General features: G+C 63.1%; 15 protein-coding genes and 2 tRNA genes. 12 read left to right on the top strand and 5 right to left on the bottom strand.

All coding sequences use genetic code 11. The features are described from left to right. The first annotated feature begins 1 nt into the window (after window position 1). The 3 genes from metG to NFJ07_RS03810 all read left to right on the top strand — a co-directional run bounded on the left by metG (window position 2) and on the right by NFJ07_RS03810 (window position 4,244). Window positions 2-1,561 (top strand): methionine--tRNA ligase, encoded by a 1,560-nt coding sequence (metG, locus tag NFJ07_RS03800; RefSeq protein ID WP_269992600.1) that lies wholly within the window; start codon window positions 2-4, stop codon window positions 1,559-1,561. Between the two features lie 370 nt (window positions 1,562-1,931). Next, entirely contained in the window at window positions 1,932-2,996 is a 1,065-nt protein-coding gene (locus tag NFJ07_RS03805) for a 3-isopropylmalate dehydrogenase (RefSeq protein ID WP_442865278.1), read from the top strand. A 135-nt stretch (window positions 2,997-3,131) separates the two neighbouring features. Further along, window positions 3,132-4,244 (top strand): branched-chain amino acid aminotransferase, encoded by a 1,113-nt coding sequence (locus tag NFJ07_RS03810; protein ID WP_269992601.1) that lies wholly within the window; start codon window positions 3,132-3,134, stop codon window positions 4,242-4,244. Between the two features lie 191 nt (window positions 4,245-4,435). Here NFJ07_RS03810 and NFJ07_RS03815 read toward each other — a convergent pair whose 3' ends face one another. Next, a complete protein-coding gene (locus tag NFJ07_RS03815; protein ID WP_269992602.1) occupies window positions 4,436-5,158 on the bottom strand; it encodes an SGNH/GDSL hydrolase family protein in 723 nt (240 codons plus the stop codon). Between the two features lie 153 nt (window positions 5,159-5,311). Between NFJ07_RS03815 and NFJ07_RS03820 the strand changes: the two genes are divergently transcribed. From NFJ07_RS03820 to NFJ07_RS03835, 4 genes are all read left to right on the top strand, one after another. Then, complete coding sequence (locus NFJ07_RS03820) at window positions 5,312-6,094, top strand: MBL fold metallo-hydrolase (RefSeq protein ID WP_269992604.1); 783 nt, start codon at window positions 5,312-5,314, stop codon at window positions 6,092-6,094. A gap of 56 nt (window positions 6,095-6,150) precedes the next feature. Beyond that, window positions 6,151-6,927 carry a fumarylacetoacetate hydrolase family protein gene (locus tag NFJ07_RS03825; protein ID WP_269992605.1) on the top strand — a complete coding sequence of 259 codons (777 nt, stop codon included), beginning with the start codon at window positions 6,151-6,153 and terminating at the stop codon, window positions 6,925-6,927. A gap of 106 nt (window positions 6,928-7,033) precedes the next feature. Further along, a complete protein-coding gene (gene gltX / locus NFJ07_RS03830) occupies window positions 7,034-8,548 on the top strand; it encodes a glutamate--tRNA ligase (protein WP_269992606.1) in 1,515 nt (504 codons plus the stop codon). Window positions 8,549-8,560: 12 nt separating this feature from the next. Beyond that, the gene (locus NFJ07_RS03835; RefSeq protein WP_269992607.1) at window positions 8,561-9,274 is read left to right on the top strand and encodes an HAD family hydrolase; all 714 of its coding nucleotides are present in this window, start codon (window positions 8,561-8,563) and stop codon (window positions 9,272-9,274) included. An 11-nt stretch (window positions 9,275-9,285) separates the two neighbouring features. Here NFJ07_RS03835 and NFJ07_RS03840 read toward each other — a convergent pair whose 3' ends face one another. Next, entirely contained in the window at window positions 9,286-10,749 is a 1,464-nt protein-coding gene (locus NFJ07_RS03840; protein WP_269992608.1) for a hypothetical protein, read from the bottom strand. A 332-nt stretch (window positions 10,750-11,081) separates the two neighbouring features. Here NFJ07_RS03840 and NFJ07_RS03845 point away from each other — a divergent pair. The 3 genes from NFJ07_RS03845 (at window position 11,082) to ltrA (ending at window position 13,261) form a co-directional block, all read left to right on the top strand. Continuing rightward, a tRNA-Gln gene (locus NFJ07_RS03845) sits at window positions 11,082-11,153 on the top strand. Between the two features lie 156 nt (window positions 11,154-11,309). Further along, a tRNA-Glu gene (locus tag NFJ07_RS03850) sits at window positions 11,310-11,382 on the top strand. 631 nt (window positions 11,383-12,013) lie between these two features. Continuing rightward, on the top strand, window positions 12,014-13,261 hold the full coding sequence (ltrA, locus tag NFJ07_RS03855) for a group II intron reverse transcriptase/maturase (protein WP_269992609.1): 1,248 nt from the start codon (window positions 12,014-12,016) through the stop codon (window positions 13,259-13,261). A 248-nt stretch (window positions 13,262-13,509) separates the two neighbouring features. Here the strand turns inward: ltrA and NFJ07_RS03860 are convergent, their stop codons facing one another. Continuing rightward, window positions 13,510-14,076, bottom strand: a complete 567-nt coding sequence (locus NFJ07_RS03860) for a DUF1697 domain-containing protein (RefSeq protein WP_269992610.1) — start codon at window positions 14,074-14,076, stop codon at window positions 13,510-13,512. A gap of 69 nt (window positions 14,077-14,145) precedes the next feature. Then, window positions 14,146-14,865, bottom strand: a complete 720-nt coding sequence (locus NFJ07_RS03865) for an IclR family transcriptional regulator (RefSeq protein ID WP_028264661.1) — start codon at window positions 14,863-14,865, stop codon at window positions 14,146-14,148. A 112-nt stretch (window positions 14,866-14,977) separates the two neighbouring features. Here NFJ07_RS03865 and leuC point away from each other — a divergent pair, with 112 nt between their 5' ends. Then, window positions 14,978-16,432, top strand: a complete 1,455-nt coding sequence (gene leuC / locus NFJ07_RS03870) for a 3-isopropylmalate dehydratase large subunit (RefSeq protein WP_269992611.1) — start codon at window positions 14,978-14,980, stop codon at window positions 16,430-16,432. 10 nt (window positions 16,433-16,442) lie between these two features. Further along, complete coding sequence (gene leuD, locus NFJ07_RS03875) at window positions 16,443-17,045, top strand: 3-isopropylmalate dehydratase small subunit (protein ID WP_269992613.1); 603 nt, start codon at window positions 16,443-16,445, stop codon at window positions 17,043-17,045. A gap of 119 nt (window positions 17,046-17,164) precedes the next feature. On the opposite strand, the gene NFJ07_RS03880 is transcribed toward leuD, so the two are convergent. Then, window positions 17,165-18,106, bottom strand: coding sequence for a hypothetical protein (locus NFJ07_RS03880; RefSeq protein WP_269992615.1), 942 nt, complete (start codon window positions 18,104-18,106; stop codon window positions 17,165-17,167). Between the last annotated feature and the right edge of the window lie 24 nt (window positions 18,107-18,130).

Consider the following 18,130-nt stretch of genomic DNA (forward strand, 5'->3'; position numbering starts at 1 on the left):
AGTGACGTCTCCAGATAAACCCCCGTTCTACATCACCACCGCCATTACGTACCCGAACGGCGAGCCGCATATCGGGCATGCCTACGAGTACATCGCCACCGACGCGATGGCCCGGTTCAAGCGCCTCGACGGCTACGACGTGATGTTCCTGACCGGTACGGACGAGCACGGCATGAAGATTGCCCAGGCTGCTGAGAAGGAAGGCATCACGCCCAAGGAACTCGTGGACCGGAATGCCGAAATCTACAAGGCCGCCCACGCTGCCCTGGGGATCTCCTACGACCGCTTCATCCGAACCACAGACGCCGATCACTACGCCGCTTCCCAGGCCATCTGGAAGAAGATGGAAGCCACGGGGGACATTTACCTGTCCAAGTACGAGGGCTGGTACTCGGTCCGCGACGAGGCTTATTACACCGAAGACGAGACCGTACTGAAGGACGACGGCGTCCGCTACTCGCGCGGTACCGACACCGAGGTGACGTGGACCGCGGAGGAGAGCTACTTCTTCCGCTTGTCCGCTTACCAGGACAAGTTGCTGGCACTGTACGAGGATCAGCCGGAGTTCGGCGCCCCCCAATACCGCTTCAACGAGGTCATCAGCTTCGTCAAGCAGGGGCTGCAGGACTTGTCCATCAGCCGGACGACTTTCGACTGGGGTGTCCCGGTGCCTGGGAACGACAAGCACGTTATGTACGTGTGGGTCGATGCCCTGACCAACTACCTGACGGGGATTGGCTACCCGGATGCCGAATCGGAGACATTCCGTAAGTTCTGGCCCGCGGACGTCCACGTCATTGGCAAGGACATCTCCCGGTTCCATGCGATTTTCTGGCCCGCCTTCCTGATGAGCGCAGGCCTGGAATTGCCGAAGCGCGTCATGATCCATGGCTTCCTGACCAACAATGGCGTCAAGATGTCCAAGTCCCTCGGCAACGTGGTGGCGCCCAAGGATTTCGTGGAGCAGTACGGCCTGGACCAGGTGCGCTTCTTCTTCCTGCGCGAAGTGCCCTTCGGCGCCGACGGCAGCTACAACCACGAGGCGATCGTGGGCCGCATGAACGCAGACCTCGCCAACAACTTCGGCAACCTGGCCCAGCGTTCGCTGTCCATGGTGGCAAAGAACTGCGAAGGCAAGGTGCCGGTTCCCGGCGATTTCTCGGCCGAGGACACCGCGCTGCTAGCCCAGGCCGGCGGACTGCTGGACGTGGCCCGCGCTGCTTTCGAGAAGCAGGAATTCAGCCGTGCCCTCGAAGCAATCTGGGCTGTGCTGGGCGACACCAACGCGTACTTCGCCGAGCAGGCCCCGTGGGTGCTGCGCAAGACCGACGTCGAGCGCATGAACACGGTCCTGTACGTCACGCTCGAGGTTGTCCGCATCGTGGCGATCCTCGCCCAGCCGATCATGCCGACGTCGGCCGCCAAGCTGCTTGAGGTGCTGGGACAGCCGGAAGGTGAGGCCCGCCAGTTCGCGGCCATCGCCACGCCGATCGTCCCGGGCACGGAGCTCCCGGCCCCCGCCCCGGTCTTCCCGCGTTACGAGGAGCCCGCCGAGTCCTAGACGCTCGCTCACTTTTGCGGCCTTTTGGGCAAACGCTCGCTCACATATATGGTGCGTGACGCAAACGCTCGCTCACATACGCCGCCTTTTGGGCAGACGCTCGCTCACTTTTGCGGCCTTTCGGGCAAACGCTCGCTCACATACGCTGCCTTTTGGGCGAACGCTCGCTCACATATACGGTGCGTGACGCAAACGCTCCTTCAGATCTTTCCCGTCAGCCGGGCAGACCTGAAGGAGCGTTTGTCTTTTCTCCCCTATATGTGAGCGAGGATCGACGAAAAGTGCCATATATGTGAGCGAGCGTCGGAGAGTGTGCTCAAATGGTGAGACGATTTTGACCAGAATGTGGATGCCTTGGCAGTCTGAAAACATGAGCGCAACGCAACCCGCCGCAACGATCAACCTGGCTGTCATTCCCGGCGACGGCATCGGCCCCGAAGTCATTGCCGAAGCCCTCAAGGTCCTGGAAAAGGTCGTCGCCGAAGAAGGCGTCGCCCTGGAGCAGACTGAATACAAGCTTGGAGCCCAGCATTGGCTTGAAACCGGCGAGACCCTCCCGGACGAGGTCTTGGCCGATCTGCGCACCCGCGATGCCATCCTGTTCGGCGCTGTCGGCGCGGCCCCGGGGGACACCCGCATTCCTTCCGGCATCATTGAACGCGAGATGCTGCTCAAGCTCCGCTTCAGCTTGGACCACTTTGTGAACCTGCGCCCCTCGCGGCTCTATGGCACGGTGGGAAGCCCGCTGGCCAACCCCGGCAACATCGATTTCATTGTGGTCCGCGAAGGCACCGAGGGACCGTACGTCGGCAACGGGGGTACGCTGCGCGGAGGGACCCCCCACGAGGTTGCCACCGAGGTATCGCTCAACACGGCCTACGGTGTCGAGCGCGTTGTCAGGGACGCCTTCCGCCGCGCCAGCGAGCGTCCCCGCAAGCACGTCACCCTCGTCCACAAGCACAACGTCCTGGTTTTCGCCGGCCACCTGTGGAAGCGCACCGTTGAGGCCGTGGCCAAGGAATTCCCCGAGGTCACCCACGACTACCTGCACATCGACGCCGCGACGATCTTCATGGTGACCGACCCCTCCCGCTTCGACGTGATTGTCACCGACAACCTCTTCGGAGACATCATCACCGACCTCGCCGCGGCCATCACCGGCGGCATCGGGCTGGCAGCCTCGGGCAATATCAACATGGACCGCACCGCGCCCTCCATGTTCGAGCCCGTCCACGGCTCCGCCCCGGATATCGCCGGACAGCAGAAAGCGGATCCAACCGCCGCCATCCTGTCCGCGGCCCTGTTGCTGGACCACCTCGGCTACACTACGGCCGCACGCAGGATCGAGGCAGCCGTCGTGGCTGACATCGAAAGCCGCAGCGGCGAGACCCGCAGCACCGCGGCCATCGGCGACGCTATCGCAGCCGCACTTTAGGGCCTGTGCTGTCACTTTAGGGTCTGCACTCGGGCGTAAGCTTTACTTGAATTATTTACCTGCTGCCGTGGTCCGTTGCTGAACCATATCCTCCAAGAGATGGTTCGCTCTGCCAGGTAGCCGACTGGAGGAAACATGACTCAGACTGCCCACGGCGTCGAATTCAGCCAGCAGCTCTCGGAGACCCCGAAGTCTGCTGGGGAGCGTGCAGCAATCCTGGCAAACCCGGGATTTGGCGACTACTTCACCGACAACACCGTCATTGTCGACTACAGCGTCGACGCGGAGGGCAAGGGCGGCTGGCACAGTGCCCGGGTCGAGGCCTACGGACCCATTTCCTTGGATCCTTCGGCAGCCGTCTTCCACTACGGCCAGGAGATCTTCGAAGGACTCAAGGCATACCGCCACGCTGACGGCTCCATCTGGACCTTCCGTCCCGAGGCCAACGCGGCCCGCCTGAACAAGTCGGCCCGCCGCTTGGCCCTCCCGGAGTTGCCCGAGGAGTACTTCCTCGGCGCCGTCCGTGAACTCGTGCAGGCGGACAAGGAATGGGTCCCGTCCGGCGACGGCGAAGCCCTGTACCTGCGCCCGTTCATGATCGCCACGGAGGCCTTCCTCGGTGTCCGCGCAGCCCGCGAGGTTTCCTTCCGGGTCATCGCGTCCCCGGCCGGCAACTACTTCGGCGGCGAGCTCAAGCCGGTGTCGATCTGGATCTCCCGTGAATACGCCCGCGCTGGCCGCGGCGGTACCGGTGCAGCCAAGTGTGGCGGAAACTACGCCGCTTCCCTGATCGCCCAGATGGAAGCCGAGGAGAACGGCTGCAAGCAGGTCCTCTTCCTGGACCAATTCAACGACGACGCCGTCGAGGAACTCGGCGGCATGAACGTCTTCTTCGTCATGAAGGACGGCTCACTCGTCACCCCGGCACTCACCGGAACCATCCTCGAAGGCGTGACCCGTTCTTCCGTCATTCAGGTGGCGAAGGACATGGGCCGCGAGGTTTCCGAGCGCAAGATCACCCTCGCTGAGTGGCGCGACGGCGTGGCCTCCGGCGAAATCGCCGAGGTCTTCGCTTGCGGAACCGCGGCCGTCATCACACCCATCGGCGTGCTCAAGGACAAGACCGAGTTCATCGGCTCCGAGGACGCCAAGGCCGGCGAAACCACCATGGCCATCCGCCAGCAGTTGCTCGGCATCCAGACCGGAACGGTCGAGGACAAGCACGGCTGGCTCACCCGCCTGGCCTAAGTCCCCACCGGCTCCCAAGCCTCGCAAGCTCGGCTCGGGTCCCTCGCCGGCGTGGGCCCTACCGGCTCCCAAGCCTCGCAAGCTCGGCTCGGGTCCCTCGCCGGCGTGGGCCCTGTCTTTGAGAGCGCCCGACGGCGGCCTCCCACTTTGGTGGGCGGGTCGCCGTCGTCGTTTAACCCGGGAGCGGGGTGTTACTGGGCCTGGGTTTGTTGGATCCGCGGCTCGATGAGCGCTTCCATCTTGGCCTGCAGATACTGCTGGCCCGCCGCGGAAGGGTGATCGCCGTCGGGACCAATGAGGTCGGCGGCATCGTCCATGATCCAGCCGAGGTCGATCGGATCAACGAAGTCGACGCCGGCTTTCAGCGCAGCGGATTTGTCCTGGTCGCGGATGTCGAGTCTTTCCGCCTCGGGCGTGCTCGTGTACGACGGCGGCCCGACCACCACGATGTCGGCGTGGGGAGCGCGCGACTTGACTGAGGCAAACGCCCGTGCGGCCGCAGCCTCGGTTTCTCCGGGGGAGGTGCCCATGTCATTCTCCGAACCAAAGAACAACACCAAGCGGGTCTCGTCGGTTACCGCTGTGTCCACTTGGGAACCGAAGGTCGATCCGTTCTCGCCGACACTGACATAGCCACTGCCATCCCGCGCGGCATTGACGATGGTCGCTTGGAACTGTTGAAAGCCGGGATCGTTCTCCACAAGATTGGGCCAGGCATCAGCAGGGGACGTGCCGTGACCCGTGCTGAGGGAGTCTCCGATGATCACCACTGTGGGCTGGACCGGGGCCGTGGCGGACCGGGGTCCGGCGTCGGAGGAACAGGCGCTCAGGACTGCGAGGACGGAAAGGCAGGCGGTGGCGATCGCCGTCGTCGTCCAGAGAAGTCCTCTTCGTCGGGTTTGATTCCGCAGCAATTCGACCACTCCTCCGCAACTGTCCACATTCATCCGTCCCAGCGCCTTGGCACCATGCTACGTCGCGTGCCCCGCTTGCCTCTTGGTTCCAGCCTCGTGGCATCCGGCTCCCGTACCCGGGTCCGGCCACTTGGCGTGTGCCAAGATGGAGAAGTGAATCCGGTCAATGACGCCTCTTTCCAGAACAGCAGCCCCCTCACCCGCTCGCGGCTCGCGCCCAATCCGGGTCCGATGAGCCTCGACGGCACCAATTCGTATGTCATTGCCGCCCCGGACGCTGCCGGAGTTGTCGTCGTCGATCCCGGGCCGCTCGACGAATCGCACCTGGCGGCCTTGGCCGCGAGCGGAACGGTAGAGCTCGTTCTGATCACCCATCGCCACAAGGACCATACCGAGGCCTCTGCGCGCTTCCATGAACTCACGGGTGCGCCCGTCCGCGCGGCGGATCCGGTGCACTGCCACGGTGGCGAACCGTTGCAGGGTGGCGAGGTCATCGAGGCTGCAGGGGTTGAGATCCGCGTGCTTGCCACGCCTGGCCATACTTCGGATTCAGTCTGCTTCCACCTTCCTGGCGACGGAGCGGATGGCTCTGTGCTGACGGGCGATACCATCCTGGGGCGTGGAACCACTGTCCTGGACTATCCCGATGGAAGGCTGGGGGACTATCTTTCCAGCCTCGACATACTCGAAAGCCTTGGTCCGGCAACCCTGTTGCCCGCACATGGACCCGTCCTGCCGGCTGTGGACGCCGTGTGCCGCGAGTATCGGGCGCACAGGGAGATGCGGCTGGACCAGATCCGCGAAGCCCTGGCGCGACTTGGAACTCAGGCCGGGGTCCAGGCCGTCACCGATGCGGTGTACCCCGACGTCGATCCTTCCGTTCGTTGGGCAGCTGAAACCTCGGTTGCGGCGCAGTTGGACTATCTGCGCGGCTAGCGCACACCTCCGCAGCGCGCGCATACTGGCCGCTTGTGGACGGTACGCTAGAAACCATGCGTATCGCCCGGTTTGTTGTTGATTCTGATCCCATCTACGGCGTCGTCGAAGGGGAGCCCGGCAGTGAAGTCATCACTGTCATCCACGGCGACCCTTTCTTCAACGGCGTCGAGCGGACTTCGGTCCGCCACAAGCTGGAAGACGTGCGCCTGCTGGCACCGATCATTCCGCGCAGCAAGGTCATCGGTGTCGGGCGGAACTTCGCCGAGCATGCCCGGGAACTGGGTAATGACGTCCCGCAGCATCCCCTCCTGTTCCTGAAGCCGAACACCGCCGTCGTTGGCCCCAACGATCCCATCGTGTTGCCGGAGTTCTCGGAGGAAGTCTCCTTTGAAGCGGAACTCTGCGTTGTCATTGGCCGCATTTGCAAGGATGTGCCCGAAGATCGCGTGGACGATGTCATTTTCGGTTACACCTGCGGCAACGACCTCACGGCCCGCGACGTCCAGAAGACAGACTTGCAGTGGGCGCGTGCCAAGGGCTTTGACACCTCCGCGCCGCTCGGCCCGTGGATCGAGACGGAACTCGACCCCGAGGACCTGGCCATCAAGGGCTGGCTCAATGGTGAGCTCCGCCAGGACGGCAGCACCAACCAGATGATTCGCAGCGTTCGGGAGCTGGTCTCGATCGTTTCGCAGGCTTTCACCCTGCTTCCCGGAGATGTCATCATGACCGGGACTCCGGCCGGCGTCGGCCTGGTCCAGGAGGGCGACCGCTACGAGATCGAGATCGAAGGCATCGGCCGCTTGTCCAACCCGGTAGTCCGCCGCTAGGCGATCCGACGCGGAAGGTACGACGGCGGCACTCACCCGGGTGCCGCCGTCGGGCGTTTCAAGCGGCGAAAGTCGAGCGGCGGCACGGGGTAAAGTTGGAACCATTATGACTACTGTTGCTGCGTCGAACTCTGCCGCCATTCCTGCCGTCAACGCCGAAACCCCGGTCCGCGTCCGGTTCTGCCCCTCACCCACGGGAACTCCGCACGTTGGGTTGATCCGTACGGCCCTCTTCAACTGGGCCTATGCGCGGCACACCGGTGGCAAGCTGGTTTTCCGGATCGAGGACACCGACTCGGCCCGCGACAGCGAGGAAAGCTACCACCAACTGCTTGACGCGCTGAAGTGGCTCGGCATCGACTGGGACGAGGGCGTCGAGGTTGGCGGACCGCACGAACCGTACCGCCAGTCGCAGCGCAGCGACATGTACCAGGACGTCATCGCCAAGCTCAAGGCCGGCGGTCACATCTATGAGTCGTACTCCACCCCCGAGGAGATCGAAGCACGGCACCGCGCCGCTGGCCGGGATCCCAAGCTCGGTTACGACGGCTTTGACCGCCACGTCACCGAGGAGCAGCTCGCCCAGTACAAGGCCGAAGGCCGCAATGCCGTGTTGCGCCTGCGCATGCCGGACGAGGACCTGACCTTCAACGACCTTGTGCGCGGTGAGATCACGTTCAAGGCGGGATCCGTGCCCGACTTCGCCGTGGTGCGTGCCAACGGGGCCCCGCTGTACACACTGGTGAACCCGGTTGATGACGCACTCATGGGCATCACCCACGTCCTCCGCGGCGAAGACCTGCTCAGCTCCACCCCACGGCAGATCGCCCTCTACCGTGCTCTATACGCCATCGGCGTGGCTGAGTACATGCCCGAGTTCGGCCACCTTCCCTACGTCATGGGCCAGGGCAACAAGAAGCTTTCCAAGCGCGATCCGGAATCCAGCCTGTTCCTGCACCGTGAACGTGGCTTCATCCGTGAAGGACTGCTCAACTACCTGTCCCTCCTGGGCTGGTCTTTGAGCGCAGACGAGGACATCTTCACCGTGGAGGAGCTCGTGGCCAACTTCGACATCCACGATGTCCTGGGCAACCCTGCGCGCTTCGATATCAAGAAGGCCGAAGCCATCAACGGAACGCACGTGCGCATGCTTGCTCCGGAGGATTTCCGTCAGCGGCTCGTGCCGTACCTGCGTGCCGCTGGCTTCGTCGGGGAGATCCTGACTCCGCGTCAGGAAGAGATCCTTGCCGAGTCCGCGCCGCTGGTCCAGGAGCGGATCACCCTGCTGGGCGAGGCTCCGGAGATGCTCGCCTTCCTGTTCAAGGACGACGACGCGATCGACGTCGCTGACGACGCCCGCAAGGGTCTCCCGGAGAACTTGAGCGACGTTTTGGACGCCGCGTTGGCTGCGCTGGAACCCCTCGCGGACTGGACAGCTGAAGGTATTCAGACAGCGCTCAAGCAGGCCCTGGTGGAGGATCTCGGCATCAAGCCGCGGCTCGCGTTCGGGCCCGTGCGCACGGCAATCTCCGGCCGCCGCATCTCGCCCCCGTTGTTCGAATCGATGGTCATCCTGGGCAAGGATTCCTCGCTCACCCGCTTGCGCTCGTTCCGCGGCTAGTTCAGGTACGCCGTGATCAGCGCATTTCATGAGTCATTCGGCACGGTCCGGGGTGTCCTGTTCGACATTGACGACACCCTGGTGGACCTTGAGTACGCCATGACAACGGCTCTGCGTGATGTGAGCGAACACCTCCTGCCCGGCCTGGACCAGGCCGGGTGGGAGAAGTTCGGACGGATTTTCACGCACGAAACCACGCATTTCTATGACCGATACCTCGCCGGTGAATTGACGTTCAACGAACAGCGACTCCTTCGTGGCCGTGCAGCGCTGGGGCATTTCGGCGTGGAACTTGGGGGAGAGGACTCCCACACGTGGCTCAGTGACTATTCCCGCCTGCAGCCGAGTTATGTCAGGGCCTTCAGCGATGTCCGGCCCGTCCTCGACGCCCTTGACGCCGCGGGCATCCCCTACGGCGCCGTGAGCAACAACGTCCATGACTACCAGCGGGTCAAGCTCGACAGCGCTGGACTCGCCCGGATCTCGGTCCTTGTCGGCACGGACACCGTCGGTGTGCCCAAGCCGGACCCCGCCATTTACCTGGAAGGGGTCCGCCGCTTGGGCACCACCCCGGCTGAGACCCTCTTTGTGGGAGACAACCGCCTTCTCGACGCCGACGGCGCCACTGCCGCCGGATTGCTGGGCGTCTGGTTGAACCGCACGGGCGAGCTCGCCTCCGGCTTTTCCGGCCGGGAAATAGACTCTTTGACGCAACTGCTCGCCTGACACTTCCGCGACTACGCGGCCAGCCGGAACTTCCGCAGGAAAACGAACGCTCCCACGGAACCCGCCCCCAGGACGCCCACAAGTCCAAGGGCAGTGCCGGTGTCCGACTTTTCGGCCATGCTCGACGGCGATACCGCCGCAGCTCCCTGGTGCAGTTCCGCGGTGCCCGCCGCGATTCGCGCGTTCCCGTCCGCGAGTTTGTCGGCACCGGTGGACAACTGGGCAGAGCCCGCGGCAAGTTTGGCATTTCCATCGGACAACTTGGAGGCGCCCGCTGCCAACGCAGTGGAGCCGTCCAGTAGACCGGGGGAGGACGGATCAGCAGGGCTGCCCTTGATTCCCGTCATCAACGAGTCCGTTCCCGCAGCCAAGCGGGACGTTCCGTCCGTCATGCTGGCGGTTGCCTTGAGGAGCCCCGGATGCTCAGGATCGCCCGGAACGCCGTCCATCCCCACGCGGATCTTTGCTGTCCCATCGGCGAGCATTTGTGTCCCCAGAACCACACCCGGGGACGCTGGATCCTGGCTGTTGAGCTTCTGGGCGAGAGTGGCGAAACCGGCCGTCAGCTTGCCGGTTCCTGCCGCGAGCTTCCCGGTGCCGTCGGCGAGCCGTCCGCTGCCGTCGTGCAGTTGTGCCGCTCCGGCCGAAAGCTGGCCCGCCCCGGCCTGCAATTGCGAGGCTCCGGCGTCAAGACGATGTGCCCCATCGTTGAGCGCATTGATCTGGGCTTTCAGCGCTGCGAGGGGCACCACGCCCTGGATGCCGTTGGCAGCGTCTGCGAGCTGTTGAAGCCCTTGGGCCAAGGCAGCGGAGCCTGTTCCCTTGGTGGGATCGTTTCCGGCTCCCGGGTAACCCTTGAGCTGATCGGTGCCCGCTGCGAGCCTGGCGGAGCCCGCGTCGAGTTGGGCCGCACCGGCGTCGAGCTGGGCGGCTCCGTTGTTGAGCTGGTTCGCTCCGTTGTTTAGTTGGGTGGCGCCGTCGCCGAGGTTGTTCTCAGCGTTGCCTCCCGGCGTCGGAGTCAACGCCGCAGAAAGCTGTGCGGCACCGGCGGCGAGCTTCTGAGCGCCGTCGTCCACTTTGTAGACTCCCGGTGCAAGCTTGGCATTGACGTCATTCTGGATTTTCACGGCCCCTGTAGCGAGTTTGTCGGCTCCGTCCTTCAACTGCTGGGCCCCCGGGGCCAGTTTGCCTTGGATTCCGGTTTGGACTTTTGACGCGCCATCCGCCAGTTTGGCCGCACCTGTCCCGGCTTCCGCAGCTCCACCTGCAAGCCTTGCCGCGCCGTCCTTGAGCTGGCCGGCGCCGGCAGATGCCTGGCCTGCGCCGTCATCCAGCTGCGCCGACCCTGCCGCGATCTTCCCGATGACCAAGGTGTAGAAGCCGAGGAGTGCGATCAGCAGGAGTGCGAGTACGGCAATAGCGATTATCTGTGCGCGGCTTCGTGTTCTGCTGGCAATGGCAGGGTTCGGTGTCATGGGCAATTCCTCTCGATGACTTCCTGACGGCGGCGCTGCTGCCAGGGATCCCCCCATGTGACGCAGCTAACAGGCGGCTTGGCCTGCAGCTGTGCCACGAAACAAGTGTGTGGCGTGAGTTACCGATTGGTAACTTACCGAGAGTAAACCTATGATCCTGTCGATTGCAAGGGTTTTGTCGACGTCGGCTGATTGCCGGGGGTGTTGCCTGGGGCGGGCGCGGGCCAGCGGGCTCGATTTGTGTGCATCGAAAGTCTCGGGTAAAGTAATTACTCGTGCTGAGGGGCACGGAGCGAAGGTTTAGGCCATCGAATCCGGCCTAAAAGCGCCAATGGGATATGGTGTAATTGGCAACACTACGGTTTCTGGTACCGTCATTCTAGGTTCGAGTCCTGGTATCCCAGCTCTGAATAATCCGCATATTTGTGCGGGAATTTGGAGTTTCGAATCGGTTCGCTGATTTGAAACCAAGTTGAATGTATGAAATACTCATTCAGCTTGAATGCCGGAAGCGGTATTCAAAAGTGCGGTAATTGGAAGTGCAAGTAGTTCAAGTGCAAGGCCCCATCGTATAGCGGCCTAGTACGCTGCCCTCTCACGGCGGTAACGCGGGTTCGAATCCCGCTGGGGTCACAACATGAATCCCCCGGAACCAATCGGTTCCGGGGGATTTTTCTGTACGCCCAGCATGGGCATTCGCTTGGAGGTGGAAGTCCTCTGGAGGAGAAGGTGGTTTAACTTCTAGCCAATGGCAACTGCGTCATCGTGAGGTGGGGTGGGAAGGAAGCCGGAGGCAAATCCCTGCACCGAGGGACACGAACCGCATAGAAGGCATGTTGGTCGGGGTAAGCCAGCAGAAGATGGTGAAGCCCGTCCCACCGAAACGGCCAGTGTGTAAATGCGGCGGCGGCAGGGGGAAAGTGAATGTTCTTATCTGGGGAGGTCTGTCCCGGTGCGTCGGCGCTCGTGAAGGGTGCCGGAGCGGATCAGCCTTAAGGGCTGTTCTGACGGGGCAGAAGTCAGCCGAGGCCGTAGTACCGGCGGGAATCATGCGTGATTTGCCGGGAAGGGCTGAACGCTGGGAATTGATGGTTTGAAGCGGTGCTTCTCGTGTGTTCCACAAGAATCGCAGCCAACCCACGGGAGTGGTGGGACAGAGAGTGAAGGAGCGAACGGTGAATCCGGGAGGGCCCTGTCTGTGCGTAGTGAGGATCCGGCGGGTATCGGGGAGAACATCAGGGATGGTCAGGGCCTGTGGGAGGAAGTGTTCTCCCGGCAGAATCTGATGATCGCGTTGAAGCGTGTTGAGCGTAACCGGGGTGCTGCCGGTGCTGACGGGCTGCGCACGGAGGAACTCCGTGCGTGGTGCTTAGGACATTGGACAGAAACCCGGGAAGCGTTGGACGCGGGTACTTATGCTCCGCTGCCGGTGCGTCAGGTGATGATTCCCAAACCTGACGGCGGGGAACGGAAGCTGGGAGTACCGTCCGTGCTGGACCGGTTGATCCAGCAGGCAGTCGCGCAAGTCCTGTCCCGGGTCTTTGATCCGGGGTTCGTGCCGGTCTCGTATGGGTTCCGGCCGGGCAAAAGCGCCCACGATGCGGTGAAGGTCGCCCGCACGGTGATCGGCCAAGGGTATCGGTGGGTGGTCGAGGTTGACCTGGATGCGTTCTTTGACCGGGTGAACCACGACGTGCTGATGGCCAGGGTTGCGCGGAAAGTGAAAGACAAGCGGCTCTTGAAACTGATTCGGCGCTATCTTGAAGCGGGAATCATGGCTGACGGGGTGCGGCAGCCGACGAAGGAGGGAACCCCGCAGGGGTCGCCTTTGTCGCCGTTGCTCTCCAACATCATGCTGGATGATTTTGATCAGGAATTCTGGGCTCGGGGGCACCGCTTCGTACGGTATGCCGATGACATCAGAATTTTTGTGAAGTCCAAGAGGGCCGCGGAACGGGTACTGGACCAGGGCACGAGAGTTCTGGAACGGGACCTGAAATTGAGGGTCAACAAGGAGAAGTCCACGATCAATCCGGCAAGTGTAGCTACGTTGCTGGGTTTCGGGTTCTACTTCGCCAAGGGCGGGGTGAAGATCCGGATCGCCCCGAAGGCGTTCAAACGCATGAAGGACCGCATCAGGGTGCTGACCTCGCGCAAATGGAGTATCTCCATGGCTGACCGCGTCCAACAACTGAACCGCTATGTCCGGGGGTGGATGGGCTACTTCCGGCTGTCACAGACACCGAAGAAGTTCGCCGCACTCGATGAATGGTTCAGGCGGAGGATGCGCCAAATCCGGTGGAAAGAATGGAAACGTCCGCGAACCCGTATCGCGAATCTGCGCAAGCTCGGGATCAGGCCGGATCTGGCCTACCAATGGGGCAACAGCAGCCGAGCGTACTGGCGGATCGCGAAATCGCCCATCCTCCACAGGGCCCTCCCAACAGATTACTGGGCAGGGCAAGGCCTCATCCACTTTCGCGCTGCATGGGATCGCTTTCAAACGACCTAGCGAACCGCCGTATGCGAGGCCCGCACGTACGGTGGTGTGAGAGGTGGGTCGGGAAACCCGACCCACCTACTCGATTTGCACGGGGCGGGACAGGGCGAGCGTCGTGCGCCACGCCGCCCTGACCTTCTTTGCCTCGTTGAACTTCCAGAATGACGAGACTCGCCGTGTCGCAAGCGCTTTCCCATTTCAAAGAAGGTAGCGACGGCGCGGGCGGAAGCCGCAGCAGGCCACATCCACGTCCCAAGACACTAGGCGCTGTCCTTCTGAAGGGCTCCTGCGGCGTCCCTGACTTTGATGAGCGTGCGCAGGTTCCGTGTGGTGGTGCTCGCCTTGTAGCGGGCCTTTGCGGAGAGCTTGCTGAAGGGGCTGTCCAAGGTGCCTCCCGCCGGGGCGAGCCACGCCGAGGCCTCGGGACCCAGCCGGACTTGCTCGACGCCGCCCTGCCCGGGCGCGCCGAGGGCCGTGCCGGCGTCGAATAGTTCGTCCAACATTGCCGCGTCCGAGGAGAGGGTGATGTAGCTGTGCGTGGTTTTGTCGTCGGCTGGATAAGGGCAGGCTTCCACCAGTTCGGCTACCCTTTCGGCGGTCAGGACTACCACCCAGGCGTCATAACCAAATGCTTCCCGCAGGCATTTTTCACACTGCTTTTTGACTCCTGCCGCGTCGAGTTCGCTCTGGAGCACCACGTTGCCACTGGCCAGCAGGGTCTTGACGTCGGTGAAAGGGTATGACTTGAGGGCTGCTTTGAGGTCGGCCATCTTGATGTTGATCCCGCCCACGTTGATCCCACGCAGGAACACGGCAAAGCTGTTCATGCGCCTACCCTACATGCGCCCCTCTAAGGGAGGGGCGGCACGGCGAAGCAGGCGGGAAATGGGAATCGCTTAGTCGTTGTTTTTGCGCAGGGCTTCTGTCAGTACCCGTGCAGCGTTGCAGACGACTTCGGCATGGAGGCGTCCCGGCTGGCGGGTCAGGCGCTCGATAGGGCCCGAGATGGACACCGCAGCAATGACCCGGCCTGAAGGGCCTCGAACGGGCGCGGAAACTGAGGCGACGCCAGGCTCGCGTTCGCCGAGGCTCTGGGCCCAGCCCCGGCGTCGTACTCCTGCCAGGACCGTCGGCGTGAACCGGGCGTTCTGAAGTCCGTCCAGGAGACGGTCGTGGTCTTCCCATGCCAGCAGGATCTGGGCGGCGGAGCCGGCCTTCATGGAAAGCTGGGTGCCGACGGGAATGGTATCGCGCAGGCCGATCGGACGTTCAGCCGAGGCAACGCAGACGCGCCAGTCGCCCTGGCGTCGGAAGATTTGGGCGCTTTCTCCGGTCGCGTCGCGCAACTGGATCAAGACGGGACCGGCAGAAGCGATGAGCCGGTCTTCGCCGGCCGCCGAGGCAAGCTCAACAAGGCGGCTGCCGAGGACAAAGCGGCCTTGGATGTCGCGGCTCACGAGGCGGTGGTGGACGAGCGCCAGCGCGAGCCGGTGCACGGTGGGTCGGGCCAGCCCTGTTGCTGCCACAAGTTGAGCCAAGGTGGTTGGCCCCGCCTCAAGTGCGTCGAGCACTTGGGCCGCTTTATCGATGACGCCGACTCCACTAGAATTGTCCATGTAATGATATTGACGTCTCAATATCTGAGATGCAAGTTGTTTCACTGGCGAAGTTTTGATCGCTGATGTTCAGTGGAAGTAGTCAAGCCAACCGCAGTGAAGGGAGTAGGCCGTGGGAAAGACACTGGCCGAGAAAGTTTGGGATGCGCACGTGGTGCGCAAGGGCGAAGGCGAAGGAGCCAACGCCCAGCCCGATCTTCTGTTCATCGACCTGCACCTCGTGCATGAGGTGACGTCGCCACAGGCCTTTGAGGGCTTGCGCTTGGCCGGACGTCCCCTGCGCCGCCCCGACCTCACCATCGCCACGGAAGACCACAACACTCCGACGATGGACATCGACAAGCCGATTGCCGATCTGACCAGCCGCACGCAGATCCAGACCCTGCGCAACAACTGCAAGGAGTTCGGAGTCCGCCTGCACTCGCTCGGCGACGCCGAACAAGGCATTGTCCACGTTGTCGGCCCGCAGCTGGGCCTCACCCAGCCGGGCATGACGGTTGTCTGCGGCGATTCCCACACCTCAACCCACGGCGCCTTCGGGGCGCTCGCCATGGGCATCGGCACCTCCGAGGTGGAACACGTCATGGCCACCCAGACGCTGTCCCTCAAGCCGTTCAAGACGATGGCCATCAACGTTGAAGGCACCCTGCGTCCGGGCGTCTCGGCGAAGGACATCATCCTGGCAGTCATCGCTAAGATCGGCACCGGCGGCGGCCAGGGCTACGTCCTGGAGTACCGTGGCTCGGCCATCCGGGCGCTCTCCATGGATGCCCGCATGACCATCTGCAACATGTCCATCGAAGCCGGTGCCCGCGCTGGCTTGGTAGCTCCGGACCAGACGACCTACGAGTACATGTACGGCCGCCCACACGCTCCGCAAGGCGAGGAGTGGGATGCCGCCGTCGAATACTGGAACACGCTGCACACCGACGACGACGCCACTTTCGATGTCGAGGTGGACCTCGACGCCGATACCTTGGAGCCGTTCGTGACTTGGGGGACCAACCCGGGCCAGGGGATTTCGCTCAATGAAGCGGTCCCGTTTCCCGGGGACTTCGGTGACGAGAACGCCAAGCTGGCGGCCGAACGCGCCCTGCAGTACATGGGACTCGAAGCCGGCACGCCCATGAAGGACATCCGGGTGGACACGGTCTTCCTCGGATCCTGCACCAACTCGCGCATCGAGGACCTCCGCGCCGCAGCCGATGTCATCCGCGGGCGGGAAAAAGACCCGAAGGTCCGGATGCTGGTGGTTCCCGGCTCGGCACGCGTCCGCCTCGAGGCCGAAGCCGAAGGCCTGGACAAAGTGTTCAAGGAATTCGGCGCTGAATGGCGCTTTGCCGGATGCTCCATGTGCCTGGGCATGAATCCGGACCAGCTGGAACCGGGTGAGCGCTGCGCATCCACCTCGAACCGCAACTTCGAGGGTCGCCAGGGCAAGGGCGGCCGCACTCACCTGGTGTCGCCGGTCGTCGCCGCAGCCACGGCAGTACGCGGAACGCTGAGCTCGCCTTCGGACCTGGAGCCCGCCTCAGTCTCCGCATCCACCACCACCGACGCCGCCTAGGAGGATCCCCATGGAAAAGTTCACCACCCACACCGGCATCGGTGTCCCGCTGCGCCAGAGCAATGTGGACACGGACCAGATCATTCCTGCGGTCTACCTGAAGCGGATTACGCGCACCGGTTTCGAGGACGCGCTGTTCTCTGCGTGGCGCAAGGACGCATCCTTCATCCTGAACCAAGAGCCCTTCAACGCTGGCTCCGTACTTGTGGCGGGACCCGATTTTGGTACCGGTTCATCCCGCGAGCACGCAGTCTGGGCACTGAAGGACTACGGGTTCAAAGCCGTGCTCTCCTCCCGGTTCGCGGATATTTTCCGCGGCAACTCGGGAAAACAAGGCCTCCTGGCGGCCGAGCTTGCCCAGGACGACATCGAGCTCATCTGGAAAGTGCTCGAAAACGCGCCCGGTACCGAAGTCAAGGTGGACCTCGTGTCCAAGACTGTTGAATGCGGAAACGTCGTGGCACCCTTCGAGATCGATGACTACACCCGTTGGCGCCTCCTGGAAGGCCTGGATGACATCGGCCTGACGCTCCAGCACGAGGAAGACATCACGGCCTACGAGGCCACGAGGCCCTCTTTCAAGCCGAAAACCCTGCCGGCGCGAACGCAGTAGGCGGCGGGAAAGTGCTCGAGGCTGCCTGACTAGCTTCTGCACCTTGGAAGGACCGGCGCACCCGAAGGGACGGGTGCGCCGGTCCTTTTCGTGTGCGCGGCGTGTTTCGCGGGATGTGTTCATTGCCTGATCCCGGCTTTGCGCAGCTTCAACAAGAGTCGGGCACCGTCTTTCGCTTCCGGCCACATCCAGCGGACTACGGTCAACCCCGTTGCCCTCAGTCGGTCCTCCCGGATCTTTTCGGCCTCCAGCACGTCTTCCGGGCTGCGTCCGGCCAGATATTCGCCGCGACTGTATTTCGCCCAGCCATCGAATTCGCCCACGGCGCCGTGTTCAGGCCAGTGGAAGTCCGAGTACCCGATCAGCCCTTGAGCGTCGCGATGCGCCGTCTGCAGTTCGGGCTTCGGAACACCAGCCTGTATCATCACTGCGCGGCTCAATGATTCGCCCGGCGAACCGGACGTGGGATCGGCCGCCGCAAGTACTCTTTGCACTCGCCGTTGTTTGACTTTGCTTAGCCCACCGAGTTGAGACAGGATTCTTTCGCCGAATTCCTCCGGGGATCGCCCCGATTGCTTCCAGAACGAGGCTGCGCGGTCCGCGGCCGGCAAGGATCCAGTGAGGGGCAATAGAGCGGCAAGGTCCCTAATGGTCTGGTCCATCGAGGTAACCAACAGACCGTCCAGGACCACAACTTCGCAAGCCTCCGGGACGGCCAAGCGGCGCCTGATGCCGTACCGGGACCTGCCGCCGCCCGGCCCCGGCATGACCAGCGTCTCGACTTCCTCAGGCACCTCGATCAGCGGAAGGCCCCACAATGCGGCTGCTGATTGGTCGCAGAAGACCGGCGGCTTGCGGGCGGCGTCGTTCACGGCTTGGATTTTGACGCGGAACTGTTCCCACGGCTCAAGTTCCATCCATCGGCTGACCGGAAGATACAAGCCCCGGCGAATCCGGACTAGTTCATTGCGCCGGGCCATTCTCGCAACGGTGCGTCCTCCATGGTCGTCGTCGGGGTTGGAATGGGGGGTTACCCATGGATCGGGCCGGAAGGGTTGCATGCCTCCACCCTTTGGCGTGCAGCG

Source organism: Arthrobacter sp. B2a2-09 (assembly GCF_027587375.1).
Lineage (GTDB): Bacteria > Actinomycetota > Actinomycetes > Actinomycetales > Micrococcaceae > Arthrobacter.

What these genes read in the sequence shown, in the direction of transcription:
- NFJ07_RS03805 (WP_442865278.1), top strand. Translation starts at nt 1,932, where the DNA reads ATGAGCGCAACGCAACCCGCCGCAACGATCAACCTGGCTGTCATTCCC.
- NFJ07_RS03810 (WP_269992601.1), top strand. Translation starts at nt 3,132, where the DNA reads ATGACTCAGACTGCCCACGGCGTCGAATTCAGCCAGCAGCTCTCGGAG.
- NFJ07_RS03825 (WP_269992605.1), top strand. Translation starts at nt 6,151, where the DNA reads ATGCGTATCGCCCGGTTTGTTGTTGATTCTGATCCCATCTACGGCGTC.
- gltX (WP_269992606.1), top strand. Translation starts at nt 7,034, where the DNA reads ATGACTACTGTTGCTGCGTCGAACTCTGCCGCCATTCCTGCCGTCAAC.
- NFJ07_RS03840 (WP_269992608.1), bottom strand. Translation starts at nt 10,749, where the DNA reads ATGACACCGAACCCTGCCATTGCCAGCAGAACACGAAGCCGCGCACAG.
- NFJ07_RS03860 (WP_269992610.1), bottom strand. Translation starts at nt 14,076, where the DNA reads ATGAACAGCTTTGCCGTGTTCCTGCGTGGGATCAACGTGGGCGGGATC.
- NFJ07_RS03865 (WP_028264661.1), bottom strand. Translation starts at nt 14,865, where the DNA reads ATGGACAATTCTAGTGGAGTCGGCGTCATCGATAAAGCGGCCCAAGTG.
- leuD (WP_269992613.1), top strand. Translation starts at nt 16,443, where the DNA reads ATGGAAAAGTTCACCACCCACACCGGCATCGGTGTCCCGCTGCGCCAG.
- NFJ07_RS03880 (WP_269992615.1), bottom strand. Translation starts at nt 18,106, where the DNA reads ATGCAACCCTTCCGGCCCGATCCATGGGTAACCCCCCATTCCAACCCC.